The 19,112-nt window shown below is 32.9% G+C and carries 16 protein-coding genes; 5 read left to right on the plus strand and 11 right to left on the minus strand.

What is annotated here, in order from left to right:
- The first annotated feature begins 79 nt into the window (after window positions 1-79).
- From ACE939_RS06595 to ACE939_RS06605, 3 genes are all read left to right on the plus strand, one after another.
- Entirely contained in the window at window positions 80-3,073 is a 2,994-nt protein-coding gene (locus ACE939_RS06595) for a BspA family leucine-rich repeat surface protein (protein ID WP_378188092.1), read from the plus strand.
- Between the two features lie 92 nt (window positions 3,074-3,165).
- Complete coding sequence (locus ACE939_RS06600) at window positions 3,166-4,125, plus strand: type IX secretion system membrane protein PorP/SprF (protein ID WP_378188093.1); 960 nt, start codon at window positions 3,166-3,168, stop codon at window positions 4,123-4,125.
- Window positions 4,126-4,140: 15 nt separating this feature from the next.
- Window positions 4,141-6,336: an OmpA family protein gene (locus ACE939_RS06605; protein WP_378188094.1), complete on the plus strand. Its 2,196-nt coding sequence runs from the start codon at window positions 4,141-4,143 to the stop codon at window positions 6,334-6,336.
- A gap of 85 nt (window positions 6,337-6,421) precedes the next feature.
- Here ACE939_RS06605 and hisIE read toward each other — a convergent pair whose 3' ends face one another.
- The 8 genes from hisIE to hisG form a co-directional block, all read right to left on the minus strand.
- Window positions 6,422-7,018 (minus strand): bifunctional phosphoribosyl-AMP cyclohydrolase/phosphoribosyl-ATP diphosphatase HisIE, encoded by a 597-nt coding sequence (gene hisIE, locus ACE939_RS06610; RefSeq protein WP_378188095.1) that lies wholly within the window; start codon window positions 7,016-7,018, stop codon window positions 6,422-6,424.
- A 53-nt stretch (window positions 7,019-7,071) separates the two neighbouring features.
- A complete protein-coding gene (hisF, locus tag ACE939_RS06615; RefSeq protein ID WP_378188096.1) occupies window positions 7,072-7,827 on the minus strand; it encodes an imidazole glycerol phosphate synthase subunit HisF in 756 nt (251 codons plus the stop codon).
- Window positions 7,828-7,832: 5 nt separating this feature from the next.
- A complete protein-coding gene (gene hisA, locus ACE939_RS06620; RefSeq protein ID WP_378188097.1) occupies window positions 7,833-8,558 on the minus strand; it encodes a 1-(5-phosphoribosyl)-5-[(5-phosphoribosylamino)methylideneamino]imidazole-4-carboxamide isomerase in 726 nt (241 codons plus the stop codon).
- Window positions 8,559-8,597: 39 nt separating this feature from the next.
- Complete coding sequence (gene hisH, locus ACE939_RS06625; protein WP_378188098.1) at window positions 8,598-9,179, minus strand: imidazole glycerol phosphate synthase subunit HisH; 582 nt, start codon at window positions 9,177-9,179, stop codon at window positions 8,598-8,600.
- A 63-nt stretch (window positions 9,180-9,242) separates the two neighbouring features.
- On the minus strand, window positions 9,243-10,379 hold the full coding sequence (hisB, locus tag ACE939_RS06630; RefSeq protein WP_378188100.1) for a bifunctional histidinol-phosphatase/imidazoleglycerol-phosphate dehydratase HisB: 1,137 nt from the start codon (window positions 10,377-10,379) through the stop codon (window positions 9,243-9,245).
- Between the two features lie 26 nt (window positions 10,380-10,405).
- Window positions 10,406-11,458 carry a histidinol-phosphate transaminase gene (hisC, locus tag ACE939_RS06635; RefSeq protein WP_378188420.1) on the minus strand — a complete coding sequence of 351 codons (1,053 nt, stop codon included), beginning with the start codon at window positions 11,456-11,458 and terminating at the stop codon, window positions 10,406-10,408.
- A 2-nt stretch (window positions 11,459-11,460) separates the two neighbouring features.
- Window positions 11,461-12,750 (minus strand): histidinol dehydrogenase, encoded by a 1,290-nt coding sequence (gene hisD, locus ACE939_RS06640; protein WP_378188101.1) that lies wholly within the window; start codon window positions 12,748-12,750, stop codon window positions 11,461-11,463.
- Between the two features lie 9 nt (window positions 12,751-12,759).
- Window positions 12,760-13,617, minus strand: a complete 858-nt coding sequence (gene hisG / locus ACE939_RS06645; RefSeq protein WP_378188102.1) for an ATP phosphoribosyltransferase — start codon at window positions 13,615-13,617, stop codon at window positions 12,760-12,762.
- A 337-nt stretch (window positions 13,618-13,954) separates the two neighbouring features.
- On the opposite strand from hisG, the gene ACE939_RS06650 reads away from it, so the two are divergent.
- Both ACE939_RS06650 and ACE939_RS06655 read left to right on the plus strand, forming a co-directional pair.
- Window positions 13,955-14,830, plus strand: coding sequence for an OmpA family protein (locus tag ACE939_RS06650; RefSeq protein ID WP_378188104.1), 876 nt, complete (start codon window positions 13,955-13,957; stop codon window positions 14,828-14,830).
- 12 nt (window positions 14,831-14,842) lie between these two features.
- On the plus strand, window positions 14,843-15,370 hold the full coding sequence (locus tag ACE939_RS06655; protein WP_378188105.1) for a hypothetical protein: 528 nt from the start codon (window positions 14,843-14,845) through the stop codon (window positions 15,368-15,370).
- Between the two features lie 56 nt (window positions 15,371-15,426).
- On the opposite strand, the gene ACE939_RS06660 is transcribed toward ACE939_RS06655, so the two are convergent.
- The 3 genes from ACE939_RS06660 to fabG are packed head-to-tail and all read right to left on the minus strand — an operon-like array spanning window position 15,427 to window position 19,101.
- Window positions 15,427-16,242 carry a prohibitin family protein gene (locus ACE939_RS06660; protein WP_378188106.1) on the minus strand — a complete coding sequence of 272 codons (816 nt, stop codon included), beginning with the start codon at window positions 16,240-16,242 and terminating at the stop codon, window positions 15,427-15,429.
- A gap of 21 nt (window positions 16,243-16,263) precedes the next feature.
- Window positions 16,264-18,306 carry a VWA domain-containing protein gene (locus ACE939_RS06665; protein ID WP_378188107.1) on the minus strand — a complete coding sequence of 681 codons (2,043 nt, stop codon included), beginning with the start codon at window positions 18,304-18,306 and terminating at the stop codon, window positions 16,264-16,266.
- A gap of 48 nt (window positions 18,307-18,354) precedes the next feature.
- Window positions 18,355-19,101, minus strand: a complete 747-nt coding sequence (gene fabG, locus ACE939_RS06670; protein ID WP_378188108.1) for a 3-oxoacyl-[acyl-carrier-protein] reductase — start codon at window positions 19,099-19,101, stop codon at window positions 18,355-18,357.
- Window positions 19,102-19,112: the final 11 nt, after the last annotated feature.

The raw sequence follows: 19,112 nt of genomic DNA on the forward strand, positions 1-19,112 counted from the left end.
TTATTAGTACATTACACGTGTTGTATTTGTTTAGGGCTTAAAAAATAGTTATAGTATATTTATAATCCCCAAATAGTATATGATAAAAAAATTACTTACCCCAGTTAAAGCTTTTATTTCTTTTTTTAATTTATATCGTAATACCAATCCATTAATACATTGCATTTGGATATTAATAGTAGGAATTGCACCAGTTAATTCACAGGATTTTATCACTACGTGGCAAACAACTGGAGCAAATCAAACTATAACACTTCCTAATTCTGGAGTTCCTACAGATTATAATTTTAATATTGATTGGGGAGATGGTACTATCGAGAATAATATCACTAGTGCAGAATACCAGCATACCTATGTTAGTGCAGGCACTTATACTATTTTGATCAATGGACTATTTGAGCGATTTAACTTTGCTGCTGTACCCGCTAGTGCGATTAACTTATTATCCGTGGAGCAATGGGGTGCATTAGCAGTATCAGAACTCAATTTTAGTAATGCTTCTAATTTCCAAATTAACGCAACAGACGCTCCTGATCTTTCAAATGTTACCTCTTTTAATGGTATTTTTCGTAATGCCACTACATTAAATACCGATTTATCTGGTTGGAATACTATTACCATAATAGACATGACAGACGCTTTTCGAGGAGCTTCTACCTTTAATGGTAATATTTCAACTTGGAATACACAGAATGTTAGATTTATGAGAGCTATGTTTCAAGAAGCTATGGCTTTTAATCAAGATATCGGAGAGTGGAATACAACTAATGTAAGAATTATGGGCTCTATGTTCCGCTCCGCCATTTCGTTTAATCAAGATTTAAGTAGCTGGAATACAGCTAATGTAAGAATTATGGGAGACATGTTTGCTGTTGCTTCATCTTTCAATCAAGACCTTAGTAGTTGGAATACGAGTAATGTGGAAATTATGGGAACTATGTTTGTTAGGGCGTCAGCCTTTAATGGTGATATTAGTAGTTGGAATACTGCAAACGTTACAAATATGGTTCGAATGTTTGACAGAGCTACTACTTTTAATCAAGATATTGGTGGTTGGGATACTAGTAATGTTTTAGATATGTCAGGCATGTTTAGTTCGGCTTCTGCTTTTAACCAAAATATAGGTAGCTGGAATACCTCAAATCTTCAGTTTATGGGCAACATGTTCAATTCTGCTACTGCATTCAATCAAGATATTGGAAGTTGGAATACAACTAATGTTGTTGATATGCAAGGTCTTTTTGTTAGAGCATCGAACTTTAATCAAGATATTTCCTCTTGGGATACTGGTAATATTACAAATATGAGATATGCGTTTTTTGAAGCGAGTGCCTTTGATCAGGATATTAGTAGTTGGAATACTAGTAATGTATCAAATATGGAATTTATGTTTACTAGAGCAACTGATTTTAATCAAGATATTGGAAATTGGAATATATCTAATGTAACAAACATGACAGAAATGTTATCAAATTCTGGACTCTCTCTAGAGAATTATGATAATACTCTGATCGGATGGGAAGCACAAACCGTGCAATCAGGAGTACCTTTGGGTGCAAATGGATTATCTTATTGCAGCGCGGAAACTGCTCGTAATAGTCTAACTAATGCTTCTACTAACGCATGGTCTATAACCCAAGATGCTTTGGGCTGCATTGCTATTGAATTTGTTAATTTAACAGCAAGTGACACTGAAGACAATGGAGGGAATCTACCAGTTCTACTACTAAACGGAAATCTTACCGTTAATTCTAGTATTACCGTTACCAATGCTGGCACGGGCTCTGCGAGTCCAGGTAATGATTATCTATTCACTTCTCCTCAGGTCATCAATGTTCCTGCGGGTACCTATGATGGAACTATTGCAACGGCCATTATCATTCCTACTTTAAGTATTATTGACGATAGTAATATTGAAGATAATGAAACTATAGATTTAATCCTTGAATCACCAACTAATGGTCTTTCTCTAGGAACAAATATAACGCACACCTATACAGTTACAGATGACGAAATAACTTCAACTATTATATCTATCGGGTCTCCAGTTGATGCCATTGAGGGAGCTTCTAATGCTAGTATTACTATATCACTAGATGGTGGTCAAACCAATACTACGGGTAATCCAATAACAGGAACACTAACCTTAACTGGAACAGCAACAAACGGAATTGATTATGCCGATATAACCACTTTTGAAATACCTAATAATGAAAACAACATCATAATTCCTATAATCGTATTAAATGATACGCAAATTGAAAATGATGAGACTATTATTGCTACCATAACAAACTCCTCTATAGGCAGCATTAATACTACAAATAATCAAGTGATTGCTACGATAACAGATGATGATACCCTTGTTAATATGAACCCTAACCTTGCAGTTTCAAAGTTAGGGACATATGAAGACACTAATAACGATGGTATATTGAATGTTGGTGATCAAATTTTATATACTTTTTCTATAGAAAATACAGGTAATGAAATCATTAGAAATATCAATCTAACTGATCCTCTTCCTGGGATATTATTGACTGGTGATCCTATAGATTTGAATATTGGTGAAATCGATGTTAATACGTTTAGTGCATCTTATAGATTAACAGAAAGAGATATTATATCGGGAATTGTGGTTAATCAAGCTTTTGCTACTGGTCAAACATCCTTGGGTTTAGAAATAATTGATTTTTCTGATGATCCAAATGATACTACGGATATAGATGATGATAATGACGGTGATGGAGAGGATGAAACAATTACAGAATTATTAGTAGATCAAGAGTTGATTATTTACAGAGTAATAACGCCTAACGGTGACGGTATTAATGATGAACTTAGAATTTCTGGACTTCAAAATTTTCCTGACAATACCTTTACCATATATAATCGTTGGGGAACAAAGGTTTTTCATGTAGACGGGTATGAACAAGAAGGTGTTCCTTTTTTTAGAGGCTTTTCAAAAGGTAAAGAAAAGGTATTACCCTCTGGTAGTTATTATTTCTCTTTAGAATATAGAAACTCTGCGAACGTTTTAAAATTTAAATCAGGACAAATTTATATTAATTAAAATTCACAAAGACAAATAAAGCTTTCAATAGTGAATTTTCAAGCTTCTCTTTATGATTTTTTTAAAGACGAGATGAAAAACATTTAAATTAAATGAAAAGAAAATTACCCAGATTATTCCTACTCTTCTTATTAATTTGTGATCTAAGCTATGGCCAGCAAGATACTCAGTATACACAGTATATGTACAATGCCGTTTCTTTTAATTCTGCATATACAGGTAGTAGAGGGGTGTTAAGCATTACGGGATTACATAGAAGCCAATGGCTAGGTATAGACGGAGCACCAAATACACAATCTTTATCGATTCACACTCCCATATCACAAAACAATAAAATTGGAGTAGGACTATCCATAATTAATGACAATGCTGGAGCTTTTAGAGAAACTAATTTCAACGCTAGCTTTTCATATACTATTAATACCTCTGTAATCAACAATAGCCGTTTAGCTTTTGGAATTAGTGCTGGAGGAAATTTATTAAATGTAGATTTACTAAGTTTAGAAAAGTTCAATGAAAATGATTTTTTATTAGAAAAAAATATTGATAATAAGTTTAGTCCAAATCTAGGTGTTGGTATATATTATCATACAGATTCCTATTATCTTGGATTAAGTGCTCCCAATATTTTACAAACTTCTCATTTTAATACAAACTCCTTAGATAGTAATAGCGATAATATCAGTGTCTTGGCAAAAGAGAGAATAAATTATTATTTAATAGCTGGATATATAATTGATTTGACACATTTAATAAAATTGAAACCTGCAATACTAAGTAAATACATCGCAGGAAGCCCTTTTCAGGTCGACATATCAGCAAATTTTCTGTTTTATGAAAAGCTTACATTAGGAGCTGCTTATAGATCGAGTAATACCTATAGTGTAATTGCTGGTTTTGAAGTATCCGAAGGTTTAATGCTTGGATTTGCATACGATCAAGGAATCTCAAAATTAGGAACCTCCCAAATCAATAGCGGAAGTTACGAGATCTTACTACGGTATGAGTTAAAAAACATTTATGACAAGTGGTTAAGTCCAAGATTTTTCTAAAATATTTCTGTAAACATGAATAAACAAATTACTCTCATTACATTATTTTTTTCAGTGCACGTTATTTTTGGACAACAAAAATTATTAGAATTTGCTAATGAACAGTTTGAGAAACAACAGTATATAAATGCTCAAGAAAGTTATCTAGCTCTTCTCGATAGAGATTACCGTAGTGCGGAATTATTCAAAAATCTAGGCGACACCTATTATTATAATCGCAACTTAGAAGATGCTGATATATGGTATAAAGAATTAGTTGAATCCTATCCCGATAAAATAGATTCAGAACATATATTTAGATATGTTCAATCTCTTAAAGCCGTTGAAGACTATGAAAATGCAGATAAATACATGAGACAATTCTCCGAAATTCAACAAGAGGATCTACGCGCTAAACTATTTTTAAACCAACTGGATTATATTGAATCAATAAATTACCAATCAGGAAGATATGAAATAAAAAGTTCCTCGGTGAACTCTAGGTTTACAGATTTCGGAACTTCTTTTTATGGGAATCAAATTGTGTTTAGTTCTTCTCGTGATACTTTAGTATTAAAAAAAAGAACACATAAATGGACAGATGAGTCCTTTTTAGACCTTTATAAATCAACATACGATTCTGTAAATAATGAGCTTTCAAAACCTACAAAATTTGCTGAAGAATTAAATTCTAAATTTCATGAGTCAACGCCTATATTTACGAAAGATGGAAACACTGTATATTTTACAAGAAATAATATAGATAAAAAAGCTACAAAACAAAAAAATGTACTTAACAGACTTAAAATATATAGGTCAAATAAACTAGAAAATGGACTTTGGAACATTCCTACAGAAGTTCCATTCAATAATAAAGAGTATTCCGTCGCTCACCCTGCACTCAGTCCAGATGAAAAAACTCTTTATTTTTCATCAGATATGCCAGGAGGATATGGTATGTCTGATATTTATAAAGTTGAGATTAACAATGATGGTTCTTATGGCACACCCATCAACTTAGGAAATACTATAAATACAGAAGGTAAAGAGACTTTTCCCTTTGTAACTTCGAATAACGAATTATATTTTTCTTCAAACGGGCATCCAGGTTTAGGGGGACTAGACATTTTTACAACCAATATTCTTTCCTCTGGCAATTACTCCGATATATTTAATGTAGGAAAACCAGTTAATGGACCAAAAGATGATTTTGCTTTTATAATCAACACTACATCCAAACTTGGATATTTCTCTTCAAATAGAAACGAGACTAGTGGGGATGATATTTTTAGTTTTATAGAATTGTTGAAAATTAAAAATGTGTATCCTAATCTGGTGATAGGTTATATCAAAAATAAAGATACGCAAGAATCTGTATCAAAAACTAAAGTTGCAATCTACACTAAAGAAAATGTCTTGATAGAAGAAACAATGGCAGATAGTAATGGCAAGTTTGTTTTTTCAAAAAAAAATCTTGAGAAAAACAACATTTTAAAAGTGTCAAAAGAAGGATATAAAACAATAGAAAAAATTATAACCCTCAAAAAATATAGTGAGGTTTATGAAACAAAATTTGAACTTGAAAAAACAAGTAGATTTATCCTATTAGTTGACCCATCACATTTTAACACAGAAAATACCCAGCTTTTATCCAATTCTAAAAAAGAGCTAGATGAGGTAATCAAATTATTAAAGTCTGAAAAATCTATCCAGGTTTCAATTTTGGCATATACAGATAAAACTGAATCAAATCTAGAAAAAGCTCAAAATAGAGCTAAATTAATCATGCAATACTTCGTAGATAATGAAGTGGACAAAGATAGATTGCAATTCGGAAGCATTCAAAGAAATTTAGTGACAATAGAGAAAACATTTAAACTTATGATGGACATAGCTCCAATCAACTTTAAAACTAATTCGGGAGAACTTCAAAATCAATCCCTTAAAGAGCTTGAAAAAGTTGTGGGTATCATGAATGATTTACCTACTATAAAAGTAGAGGTACAAGGGCATGCCGATAGTAAAGGTAAAAAATCAATAAATATCAAAATTTCAGAAAAAAGAGCTCAAAATATTAGGAATCAACTTATTAATAAAGGTATCTCTAAAAGTAGATTAATTGCTAAAGGGTATGGAGAATCTAAATTAAAAAATCACTGTTATGATAACGTAGAATGTTCTGATGCTGAACATGAAATCAACAGACGAGTGGAGTTCATGATTTTAAACTAAGATTAACGATTTAACAAATTGGTTATTAAACTAATAATAACCAATTTCGTTTCATTTATGATTACGCCTTAAATACCATGAGAGACTAGTTTCTTCCTTTCAAAACTTCTACGATATCATTAATTTTGTAACCTTTAGCCTGTAATAATATTAAGTAATGAAATAATAAATCAGCACTTTCATTTAAAAATAATTCATCATTATCATCTTTGGCCTCAATCACTACCTCTACAGCTTCTTCACCAACCTTCTGCGCGATTTTATTAATCCCTTTATTAAAAAGAGAAGCTACATATGAATCCTTATTTTTAGGATTATTTTTTCGATCTTCGATAACCTCCTCTAATTGGGATAAAAAACCAAAAGATTCTTCATTTGTCTCATTCCAACACGTATCCGATCCTGTATGACATGTGGAACCAACTGGTTTGGCCTGAATCAAAAGTGTATCATGATCACAATCACTTTTGATGGACACTAGTTCAAGATAATTTCCACTTTCTTCACCTTTTGTCCACAAACGTTGTTTACTGCGACTAAAAAAAGTGACTTTTTGAGTTTTTTCTGTTTCCTGTAAAGACGCTTCATTCATATATCCCAGCATTAGAACATTTTTGGTATTGGCATCTTGTATGATTGCAGGAACTAATCCGTCACTACTTTTTGTAAAATCTATCTTCATTCTTATTTTTTTTATCTTACTTACTATTGAATATTAATTTTTACCAACTTTTTCTACTGTCTTATTGGAACACCTTCTGTTGATAAAGCTTTTTTTAATTCCTGAATATCTATTTGTTTAAAGTGAAAAACACTGGCAGCCAATGCGGCATCAGCTTTTCCTATAGTAAATGTATCTGTAAAATCTTGGATACACCCTGCACCTCCCGAAGCGATAATAGGGATATTCAAATTTTCTGATAATCTGGCTAAGGCTTCATTAGCAAATCCGTTCTTAGTTCCATCATTATCCATTGAGGTAAATAATATTTCGCCAGCACCTCTCTCCTCTACCTCTTTTGCCCAATCAAACAGATTAAGCGCAGTAGGTACCTTGCCTCCAACCAAATGCACAATCCATTCTCCATCAATTTTCTTGGCATCAATAGCTACAGTAATACATTGACTACCAAATTTTGCTGCCAAATCATTAATCAAGTTGGGATTTTTAACTGCCGATGAATTTATAGAAACCTTATCTGCGCCATTTTTGAGTAATACATCTACATCCTCTATTGAAGAAATACCGCCACCTACTGTAAAAGGAATATTAACATGCTCTGCAACACTTAATACCAAATTCGCCAGAGTTTTACGTCGTTCTTCGGTTGCTGAAATATCCAAAAAGACTAGTTCATCGGCTCCAGTTTGTGAATATAATTTTGCTAATGCTACGGGATCACCTGCATCTCGCAAATCTACAAAATTGACTCCCTTAACAGTACGTCCATTCTTGATATCCAAACATGGAATTATTCTTTTTGTCAACATAGTTTTTACTTTCCTAAAATGAAACTTTCTATTTGTTTCAAGCTTATTCTGTTTTCATAAATTGCCTTTCCTATAATTGTGCCCTCACAACCTAATGTTTTGAGTTTTGGTAATTCGTCAAATGTAGAAACACCTCCAGATGCAATTAGTTTAATTTCCTTGTTTTCGTTAAGAATTTTAGTATAGAGTTCAAAAGAAGGGCCTTCTAACATACCATCCTTACTAATATCTGTACATATAACATACGAAATACCTTTTCTCATATACTCAGAAATAAACGGAATTACATTTTGATCACTTTCTTCTAACCAACCACTCACCGCAATTTTTTCATTATTAGCATCAGCTCCCAAAATAATTTTATCGGCTCCAAAACGTTCGATCCATGATGAAAAAATTTCTGGGTTCTTGACTGCAATACTACCTCCTGTAATTTGATTGGCTCCACTATCAAAAGCTATTTTCAAATCTTTTTCAGTCTTGAGGCCTCCTCCAAAATCGATTTTTAAACTAGTTTTAGAAGCTATAGCTTCTAAAATTTTGTGATTCACTATATGGTTAGATTTCGCACCGTCGAGATCAACCAAATGTAAAAATTCTATGCCATGGGCTTCAAAATTTTTGGCCACCTCAAGGGGGTTCTCGTTATATATTTTTTGCGTAGCATAGTCTCCTTTTGACAGTCGTACACATTTACCATTTATAATATCAATTGCGGGAATAATTCTCATTATATTTTTATTATCACTTATTTAACAAAAAGAATTTACCTATAAATTCAGGAAATTTCTCAAAATTAGTTCGCCGACAGCACTACTCTTTTCAGGATGAAATTGAACTCCATAAAAATTATCTTTTTGAATAGCTGTGCTATACTCTCTTTCATAATCTGTCTTTGCTATAGTTTGCTTTGTTAAGGGTGCAAAATAACTATGCACTAAATACACATAATCGTTTTCTTTTACCGATTCAAATAAAGGCGATTTTAGTGCTTTTATTTGATTCCATCCTATTTGCGGAACTTTTACATTGCTAGAAAAACGTTTAATATTCACTTCAAAGATTCCTAAACCTTTTGTATCACCTTCTTCAGTGTGCGTACACATCAACTGCATACCCAAACAAATTCCCAGTACGGGTTGTGTTAACTCTGGCAGTAAGCTATCCAATCCAGACTCTTTCAGTTTACGCATGGCACTACTTGCTTCTCCTACCCCAGGAAAAATAACTTTATCAGCTTCCCGTATTTCAATTGGATTACTGCTTAATGTTGCCTGATAACCCAAACGTTGAATCGCAAACTTAATGGACTGGATATTGCCTGCACCATAATCGATTATAACAATTTTCATCTTTTTATACTTATTAAAGTATTCTTATAATAGAACACTCGTTTTAATTGTATTTCAGTACTATTAAAGCATTCCTTTGGTACTTGGTAAAATCATTTTATCAGCATCTCGTTTCACCGCTACTTTGATCGCTTTGGCAAAAGCTTTAAAAATAGCTTCAATTTTATGATGTTCATTACTTCCTTCGGCTTTAATATTCAAATTCGCCTTAGCTCCATCTGTAAAAGATTTGAAAAAATGATAAAACATTTCGGTAGGCATTTGACCTATCATTTCCCTTTTGAACGTTGCTTCCCAAACTAGCCAATTGCGTCCCCCAAAATCGATTGCAACTTGAGCCAAACAATCATCCATTGGCAAGCAAAAACCGTAACGTTCTATACCTAATTTATTCCCTAAAGCCTTTGCAAAAACCTCACCTAAGGCTATTGCTGTATCTTCAATTGTGTGATGCTCGTCTACTTCTAGATCTCCCTTTACCTTTACTTTCAAATCCATTTGACCGTGACGAGCGATTTGATCCAACATATGATCAAAGAATGCAATTCCCGTATTGATATCACTTTTTCCAGTTCCATCTAAGTTTAAGTGTATTGCTATATCTGTTTCATTTGTTTTGCGAGCAACCATGGCAGAACGATCTTCTAATTTGAGATATTCATAAATTTTTTGCCAATCGTTGGTTTCTAGCGCGATAATTGTTTCCAATTCTTGTGGAGTTGAACTAATTTCAGCCGTACCCAGGTTTGTATTGTCATTGATATAAATACCCTTGGCTCCTAAGTTTTTTGCCAATTCAATATCAGTTAATCGATCCCCGATAACATACGAATTTTGTAAATCATAGGCATCGGTAAAATATTCGGTAAGTAATCCAGTTCCTGGTTTTCTTGTAGGTGCATTTTCATGCGGAAAAGTACGATCCAAAAATATATTGTCAAAAACAACACCTTCGTTTTCGAAAGATTTTAAAATAAAATTATGTACAGGCCAAAACGTATCCTCTGGGAAGGAGTCTGTTCCCAATCCATCCTGATTGGTTATCATGACTAATTCATAATCAAGTTCTTGTGCTATTTTCCCTAAATAAGTAAAAGCTTTGGGGTAGAAAATCATTTTTTCAAAAGCGTCAATTTGCTCATCAACGGTTTCTTTGATCATTGTTCCATCCCGGTCTATAAATAATACTTTCTTTTTCATTTTATTAGTTGAGTTCATTGTATGCGTTATTGTTCCGAAATATTTTTTAGTGTTTCAATCAATTTACTATTCTCTTCTATAGTACCTATTGAAAATCTTAGTGTATTATCACAAAGTGGTTGTGAAGAACGATTGCGTACTACAATACCATGTTTAATAAGTTGATTATACCTCAAATCGGCAGCATCTACTTCAACCAAAATAAAATTGGCTTCACTTGGATATATTGTTTTGACAAAATCGATAGCAGCCAATGATCTTTCTAGTCTTGCTCTCTCTCGTAAAATATTGTTGATTTCACTCACCACTTGGTCGTTGCTACTTAATCTATCTAGGGCTTTTTGCTGGGTTAACTCATTAATATTATATGGTGGTTTAACTTTGGATAATAAGGCAATGATCTCACGGGAAGCATAACAAACACCGAGACGTATTCCTGCCATTCCATAGGCTTTTGATAAAGTTTGGGTGATTACCAGATTTGGGAAATCATCTAGGCGTTGTATCCAACTTGACCCCGATGCAAAATCAATATACGCCTCATCAATGATAACCAGCCCATTAAATTCGTTAAGAATTTTGAGAATATGTTCTTCGGCAAAGCAATTGCCCGTAGGGTTGTTGGGAGAACATAAAAAAATCATTTTTGTATATTGATCTACGCTATCTAAAATTTTGGAAACGTCTGGTTCAAAATTAGAATTAAGAAGTATTTCTCTGTTTTCGATAGCATTAATATCGGCTAGTACTTTATACATCCCGTACGTTGGAGGTAATGTTATGATATTATCTCGTTTTGGTTCGCAAAACGTTCGAAACAATAGATCTAACACTTCGTCACTACCATTTCCTAGTAGTATATTATCTATTGAGATGTCTTTTTGCTTTGAGAGTAGGGATTTTACTGCACGCTGCTGTGGATCTGGATAACGATTTACTCCGTTCTCAAAAGGGTTTTCATTAGCATCAAGAAATATCATGCTAGAACCATCACTAACATACTCATCTCTAGCCGACGAATATGCTTGTAACGTTTTAATGTTATCTCGCACCAAAGTGTTCAGTTTAAATTGTGTCATCATTAATTATCTTTTAAACTGTTAAGTCTTAACGAAACTGCGTTTTTGTGAGCTTGTAATCCTTCTGCCTCTGCCATTAATTCAATAGCATTTCCGATAGCTTGTATACCTGATTGAGATATTTTTTGAAAGGTTATTGCTTTATAAAAACTATCCAAATGAACTCCGCTATACTGCTTAGCATATCCATTAGTAGGTAGCGTATGATTGGTTCCAGATGCATAGTCTCCAGCACTCTCGGGAGTATAATTGCCTATAAAAACCGAACCTGCATTTATGATATTCGATACATAAAAGTTCTCATCTTTTACACATACGATAAAATGTTCTGGTCCATACTCATTTATTAATGCTAAAGCTTCTGCATCAGTGGACATAAAAATTAATTTTGAATTTTTGATAGCTTTTTCGGCAATATCTCTTCTTGGCAATACTGCTAACTGTGATGTTATTTCCTTCTCAACAGCAAGTAAAAAATCTTTTGAAGTGGTCACCAAAATGACCTGACTATCCACACCATGTTCTGCTTGACTTAATAAATCTGAAGCTACAAAAGTAGCATTCGCACTATCATCTGCTACTACTAGAAGTTCACTAGGGCCTGCAGGCATATCGATAGCGACGTTAAATTGTGTTGCCATTTGTTTTGCTACAGTAACAAATTGATTTCCTGGACCAAAAATTTTATATACCTGCGGTATACTCTTTGTCCCAAAAGTCATCCCAGCAATAGCTTGTATACCTCCTACTTTAAATATCTTGGTAACGCCACATAACTGTGCTGTATATAAAATTGCAGGATTAATTTTCCCTTCAATATCTGGCGGAGAACAAAGTACTATTTCTTGACACCCCGCTATATTGGCAGGAACAGCGAGCATTAATATCGTTGAAAAAAGTGGTGCCGTACCACCAGGAATGTATAAACCAACTTTTTGAATTGGTTTTTTCTCTTGCCAACACATGACTCCTGGCGCTGTTTCTACCTCTACTGGAGCTGTTTTTTGTGCACTGTGAAATTTTTCAATGTTATTTTTAGCCAATTGTATTGCTTCTTTTAACTCATCACTAATCTGGTTTTGAGATTGGCTAATTTCGCAATCAGATACTTGTAAAGTATCCAATTGTACATTATCAAATTGTTCCGTATACTTTTTGATCGCAAAATCACCTTGACTTTGAATCTCTAAGAATATTTCTTTAACAGTATTCTCAATAGCTTCAAATGTTTGGGTAGGCCTTTGTAACATTTGAGACCATGAAGTTCTTGTGGGATTATAAATTTTGTTCATACCTAATTATTATAAAACCATTTTTTCTATTGGGCATACCAATATCCCTTCTGCTCCTTCATTTTTTAACGCATCAAGAATATCCCAGAATTTATGTTTATCTACAACTGTGTGTATAGAGCTCCAACCCTCTTCTGCCAACGGTAATACTGTTGGACTGCGCATTCCAGGTAAAATTTCAACAATTTTAGAAATTTTGTCATTTGGTGCGTTTAATAGTACATATTTTGAAGCACGTGCCTTAAGTACCGCTTGAATTCTAAATTGAAGTTTTTTAAGAAGTACCTTATTTTCATCAGAAATAGTAGGAGAAACCGCAAGAACCGCCTCAGAGGTTAACATCACCTCTACTTCTTTCAAATTATTTTTAAATAAAGTACTACCACTAGAGACAATATCACAAATTGCATCTGCCAAACCAATGTTTGGAGCTATTTCTACAGAGCCAGATATTTGATGTAAGTCTGCCGTAATACCCCTTTCTTTCAAATATGCAGTTACTGTATTTGGATATGATGTCGCTATTCTCTTTCCATCAAGATCTTTGATAGAGTTGTACTCAAATTCCTTTGGAACCGCAAGAGATACTTTACATTTAGAAAAATTGAGACGTTCGGCAACGGTGATATCTTGTCCCTTTTCGACCAATACATTCTCGCCTATAATAGCGATATCCACTACTCCATCTCTTAAATATTGAGGAATATCTCCATTACGCAAAAACATTACTTCCATGGGGAAATTACGTGTATCAGCTTTTAATTGATCTTTACCATTATCAATAGAAATACCACAATCTTTTAGAATTTGAACTGAATCTTCATTGAGACGTCCACTTTTTTGAATAGCAATTTTAATTTTTGACATTCTTGTTGTTTTTATTAAGCTAATAGCAACCGAGTTAAAAATAAAAACCCGTTTGATTAGCTCAAACGGGTTATAAAATATGATTGTTATACACACAAAATCATAGCTAACACGCAGGAGCGAGATAGTTAAGATGATGATGATGTACGTTTATTTTTTTCATTAGTCTTTAAATACAGTGCGAATGTAAAAAAAATAAAAGATAAAAAGAATCTCTGACTTGTTTTTTTTCTGTGATTACCACAATTACGTAACACAATCAAATAGTTATCAATTCATAGGATTGAAAAATTGAAAAAAAATTCCTACATTTAAATGCTCTTTTATCCATTAAACCATGAAAACTATAATTTCATTTCTACTCTTTCTTTTATTTTCTTACATAGCACTTTCGATTTTCTTCAATTGTGACTGGTGTAATTATAGTAAAAATAATCAAAATCAGGGTGATTTTATTTTAAGTACACCAGAGGATATTGTCTCAAAGAAAGTAATCAAAAATTCTAATACGTTATTTATCCTCAATGATGCATCTGATACTCTATATCGTTATGAGGATACCTTGAAGGTACTCCCTAACTCTGACAGTATTATTTTGCCTCAAACATTTAATAATGTTGTTCAAGATTTAAAACAGTATCTCGACACACATCCCACAGCAGCTATACAAATAGCTTCTACTTTTCTAAATGAAGATACTAACAAGAAATCTGAGTTACTTAAAAAACGCATGTTACGTTTAAAAAAGAGGCTTACAAACGATCAGATAAATGGAAATAGAATATTTGTTGATTCAACCTCCAATCGTAGTGGACAAGCGCTAGACATTCGATTACTTGAAATGGATGCTACCAAATTAAAAGCTTATGATGATAAAATAAGTAAGAAGTTACTCTATTCTCGTTTTAATGGGTATCGGTTTAAACCTGATACAGCGCTTATTAACTATACCAAAGAACTTAAGTCCTATTTACAAAGACATCCATCAAAACAAATTTCGGTAACGGGTCACACAGATTCTATAGGAAGCATAAAAAATAATTTATGGTTTGGTAAGATACGTGCTAAGAATGTAAAGAAATATTTGATTTCCCAAGGTATTGATGAAGAAAAGATTAAAATCTATAGTAAAGGTGAGCAAGCCCCAATAGCTCCCAATGATACTGAAGCTAATAAGGCTAAAAATAGACGAATAGAGATTATTATCAACTAAATTTAACTTGCTATGTTTACTTTTTTTAATGAGACCAACTGGTGGTGTCTTTTTTTACTTTTATTACTTTCTTTTATTCTAGGTTGGTTTCTATCCAAATGGGTCTACAATGAGAAAAAAAATATTAAGGTCTCATCAAGGCTGAGTCACACAAATACTAGCGACAATGAACAAGCAACCGTAGTAAAATCTACCTTTACTACATCTGAGACAATAGCGCCAGACCAAGGCTCTACAAACATAAAAGCTATCAAAACTCGTCATCGAAATGGTGTACCCGCTAATGAAGAACTACCCAAATTAAATTTTGATCGTTTTGGAAAGGCTACTGCTTCAGAAAGAGACAATCTAAAGCTGATAAAAGGAGTGGGACCTTTTATAGAAGATAAACTAAATGGTATAGGTATCTATACTTTTGATCAGATTAGTAAATTTACTAAAGAAGATATTGATACGGTTACTCAATTAATTCAATTTTTTCCAGGTAGAATAGAAAGAGATGATTGGAAGCAACAAGCGATTGATCTTAAAAACAAATAAAAATATCCCTTACTATTATAAAATAGTAAGGGATATTTTTATTTGATAATCTAGCTTTATTGGTTCCCAAGAATTAGCGGCATACCATCTTTTCCAGAACCTATAACCACCACTTTACTATTGCTAGATTTAGCAAGTTCAATAGTAGCTTGTATTCCTTTTTCACGCAAAATTTTATCTGTTAGCGATGCACTAAGGATTCTATTGGCCTCTGCTTTCCCTTCTGCATCAATTTTCTGGCGTGCTGCCTCTTTGGAAGCCTTTGTCAATCGAAACTCATATTCTAAAGATTCTTGTTCTTGTCGTAATTTACGTTCAATAGCATCTTTAATAGTAGGAGGTAAAGTTACGTCACGCACCAAAATTTCATTAAGCTGTATATATTGATCGTCTACAAGTTTTTTGGTTTCTTCATAAATTTCTTGCTGTATTACATCTCGTTTGCTAGAATATAATTGTTCTGGTGTGTATCTTCCTACTACACTCCTCGCGGCTGACCTTATAGTTGGTAATAAAACGCGTGCTACATAGTCTTCTCCTTTTTGTTGATGAAGTAAACCAAGTTTATCATATTTAGGTTGAAACCATGCTGAAGCATCTAATTTGATTTCTAAACCATTTGATGAAAGTACTTGCATCTTTTCAAAAACTTCTTGTTGTCTCACCTCGTAAGTTATAACTTTATTCCAAGGGGCTACGATATGAAAACCTTCGCCAAGAGGCGGCTCATCTGTAACCACTCCTCCACCAAACGTCTTATATAAAACCCCAGCTTCACCAGAATTAATAGTTTCTGTAGATTTTGAGATAAATATGATGAGTAAAACAATAAATATAAGAATAGGAATTCCTATTTTGGGTAACTTTTCCATAACAATGTATATAAATTTAATTTAAATTTTTCCGTAATATTTTCTAAGAAACCATTCTAAAGTGAGGCTAACAAGTATAATAAGCAGTAGATATTTCCAATCGATTAAAGATACAACATTTTCGCTGCTTTTTTGAATAGGTTGGTACCTTTGATCATTAACAAAATTAGATTGTAAGAGTTCTGATTGATCTACAGAGTATATGGTGCCTTGCGTATGTTGAGCTAAAACTTGAAGTTTTGGAAAATCTGCATTCAAAAACTGTTTTTCAACATCATACTGTAAAATCTTAAAAACTCCAGAGGCTTTTAAATTTTCTCCTTGAACACTCACCGTATATTCATAAGTACCCGGTTGTAAATTACTTAAATCAACTTGGTAAGAATTTTTTACAAGAATCATAGGTAGTACAAACTCCTCGCCATTTTCATTATTTTTCAACTTAATTTCTACAATTGCGCGAGCATCAAACTCATAATTTTTTGTAAAGTACTCTGCACCAATAATAATCTGGGCATTACTATAATAAAAAGATTCTGCCAAAGTTATTAATCGTCGTCTCTTTTGATTTGATGATAGATATTGAAGTATTTTGCTAAAAAAATCGTCAAAAGCTTTAAAACTATTTTCTTCTTTATAGTTGTGCATACGCCACTGCCAAAAACCTTCACCCAAAAGTATGGCTTCTTTAATATTTTGATATTCAATAGTAGCTAGCAAAGGTGAAGTTGTCGTTATCGAACTTATTTGTTTGTATAAAAGAATATCAAATTTATTAGTAATAGTAAGTTCACCAAATCTACCTTGCAAAGGCGGAAATGAGTTAAAACCAATATCATCTGTCAAGAATGATTTGTAATTACTAGAAAATTGAGGTAAAAAATACTCAGTCTGTCGTGTTACATCATGTTTATAGTTGGCTTGTATTTTATTTAAGAAATTCCAATCAGTATGTAAACCTGTGATCGTAAAACGATTACTATTTTTTTCTTTAAGTGTTTTGTAAATGTTCGCAAATTTTGAATTAGGCTGATACAAAATCACCATTGCATAATTGTCGATGTCTATAACCTGGTCTGGTTTTTTGATAGTTAGCCTGCTACGCTCATTACTTTCAACACTTTTTTTAATCGCTCCAAGATCAGGATGTATAATATCACTAATCAATAAAATATTAGTCTTTTGATCAATGACCTCGACAGCAAATACCTGTTGATTATTTATACTATTTTTCTCGTTCTCTAGTGGAGATAAAGTAGCTGTATAGGTAGTTACTCCTATCTTATCGGCAGGTAGTTCTACTTGAATTTTTACTGACTTGTTTTGTTTATCAAATTGTAAATTTTTACTAGATAATATACGATTACCTTCTTTAATGTCCAATTGTGTCGTTATCGATAAATCTCCAGTATACGTGATCAAAACTTCAACAGGAAAATCATTTTCAAAGTATGCATATCGATTTACATTAAGTTGTTTAATTCTTAAATCTGCTACTTTTGAAGAATCACCTAGCATAACAGGAAATACTTGTTGTTTATACCTGGTGTTCGCAAAGTGATATGCGTTACCAACCGTTTGATTACCATCTGTCAATAAAATAATTGGCGCATTGACATTGCGATAAATCTGATTAAGCTCGGTCAGCGTCTTATCAATATTTGTTTGACTAGCTGTAAAGTCTAAAGAAACCGAATCCTGTAGTCCATCTGAAAAATTAAAATAAGTAATATCAAAACGTTCATTTAACTGTGCATTATCTTGAATTTTACGTATAAATTCTTCTGCCTTTTTTTGATATCCAATATTCTGTATTGATAACGAATTATCAACAGCAACCAGTAAGCTAGGTGGCTCGGTATAAAAAGTGTAATTTTTAAAAGTAGGATTGATTAAAAGTAATAAAATTGAAAAAACACTAATAAAACGTAAAAAAGCAAAGAACACATCTAAACGAGTCCTTTGCTTTGACTTATATATATATTGAAACACTGCAATAAAAATTGCAACTAAAAAGGCGAAAACGATTAATAGTATAGTATTTGTTTGCATAGCAAGAAGCATACTAAAAGTTTAACTTTATACACGCTTCATCAAGTATTATGGTTAAAATTAAGTAAGCATCCCACCATCAACATTTAAAACCTGTCCAGTAACATAAGTACTTAAATCACTTGCTAAAAATAAACAAGCATTTGCAATATCTTCTGGAGTTCCCCCTCTTTTTAATGGAATCGCATTTCGCCAGCCTTCTACAACTTTTTCATCAAGTTTTCCTGTCATTTCAGTTTCGATAAAACCAGGAGCAACAACATTACTTCTAATATTTCTGGATCCTAGTTCTAAAGCTACAGATTTTGAAAATCCAATAATTCCTGCTTTTGATGCTGCATAATTAGATTGTCCTGCGTTTCCTTTTAACCCAACTACCGAGCTCATATTTATAATACTACCCTTACGCTGTTTCAACATTGTTTTTTGAACAGCTTTGGTCATATTAAAGACACTTTTCAAATTCACTTCGATAACTTTATCAAAATCCTCTTCACTCATGCGCATCAAAAGATTATCTTTTGTGATTCCGGCATTATTTATAAGAATATCAATGCTATCAAAATGCTCCAAAACACTTTTGATTAAATCTTGTGCCTCTTCGTAATTAGCAGCATTACTCTGGTAGCCCTTGACCTTCACTCCTAGATCTGATAGTTCCTTTTCCAATTCATTTGCTGCCTCTACAGATGAACTATATGTAAATACTACATTTGCACCATTTTGTGCAAAAACTTTTGCTATTCCTTTACCTATGCCGCGACTTGCGCCTGTTATTATAGCTGTTTTACCTTGTAAGAGATTCATGTAATCTATTT

Source organism: Aquimarina rhodophyticola (assembly GCF_042434915.1).
Taxonomy (GTDB): Bacteria; Bacteroidota; Bacteroidia; order Flavobacteriales; family Flavobacteriaceae; genus Aquimarina.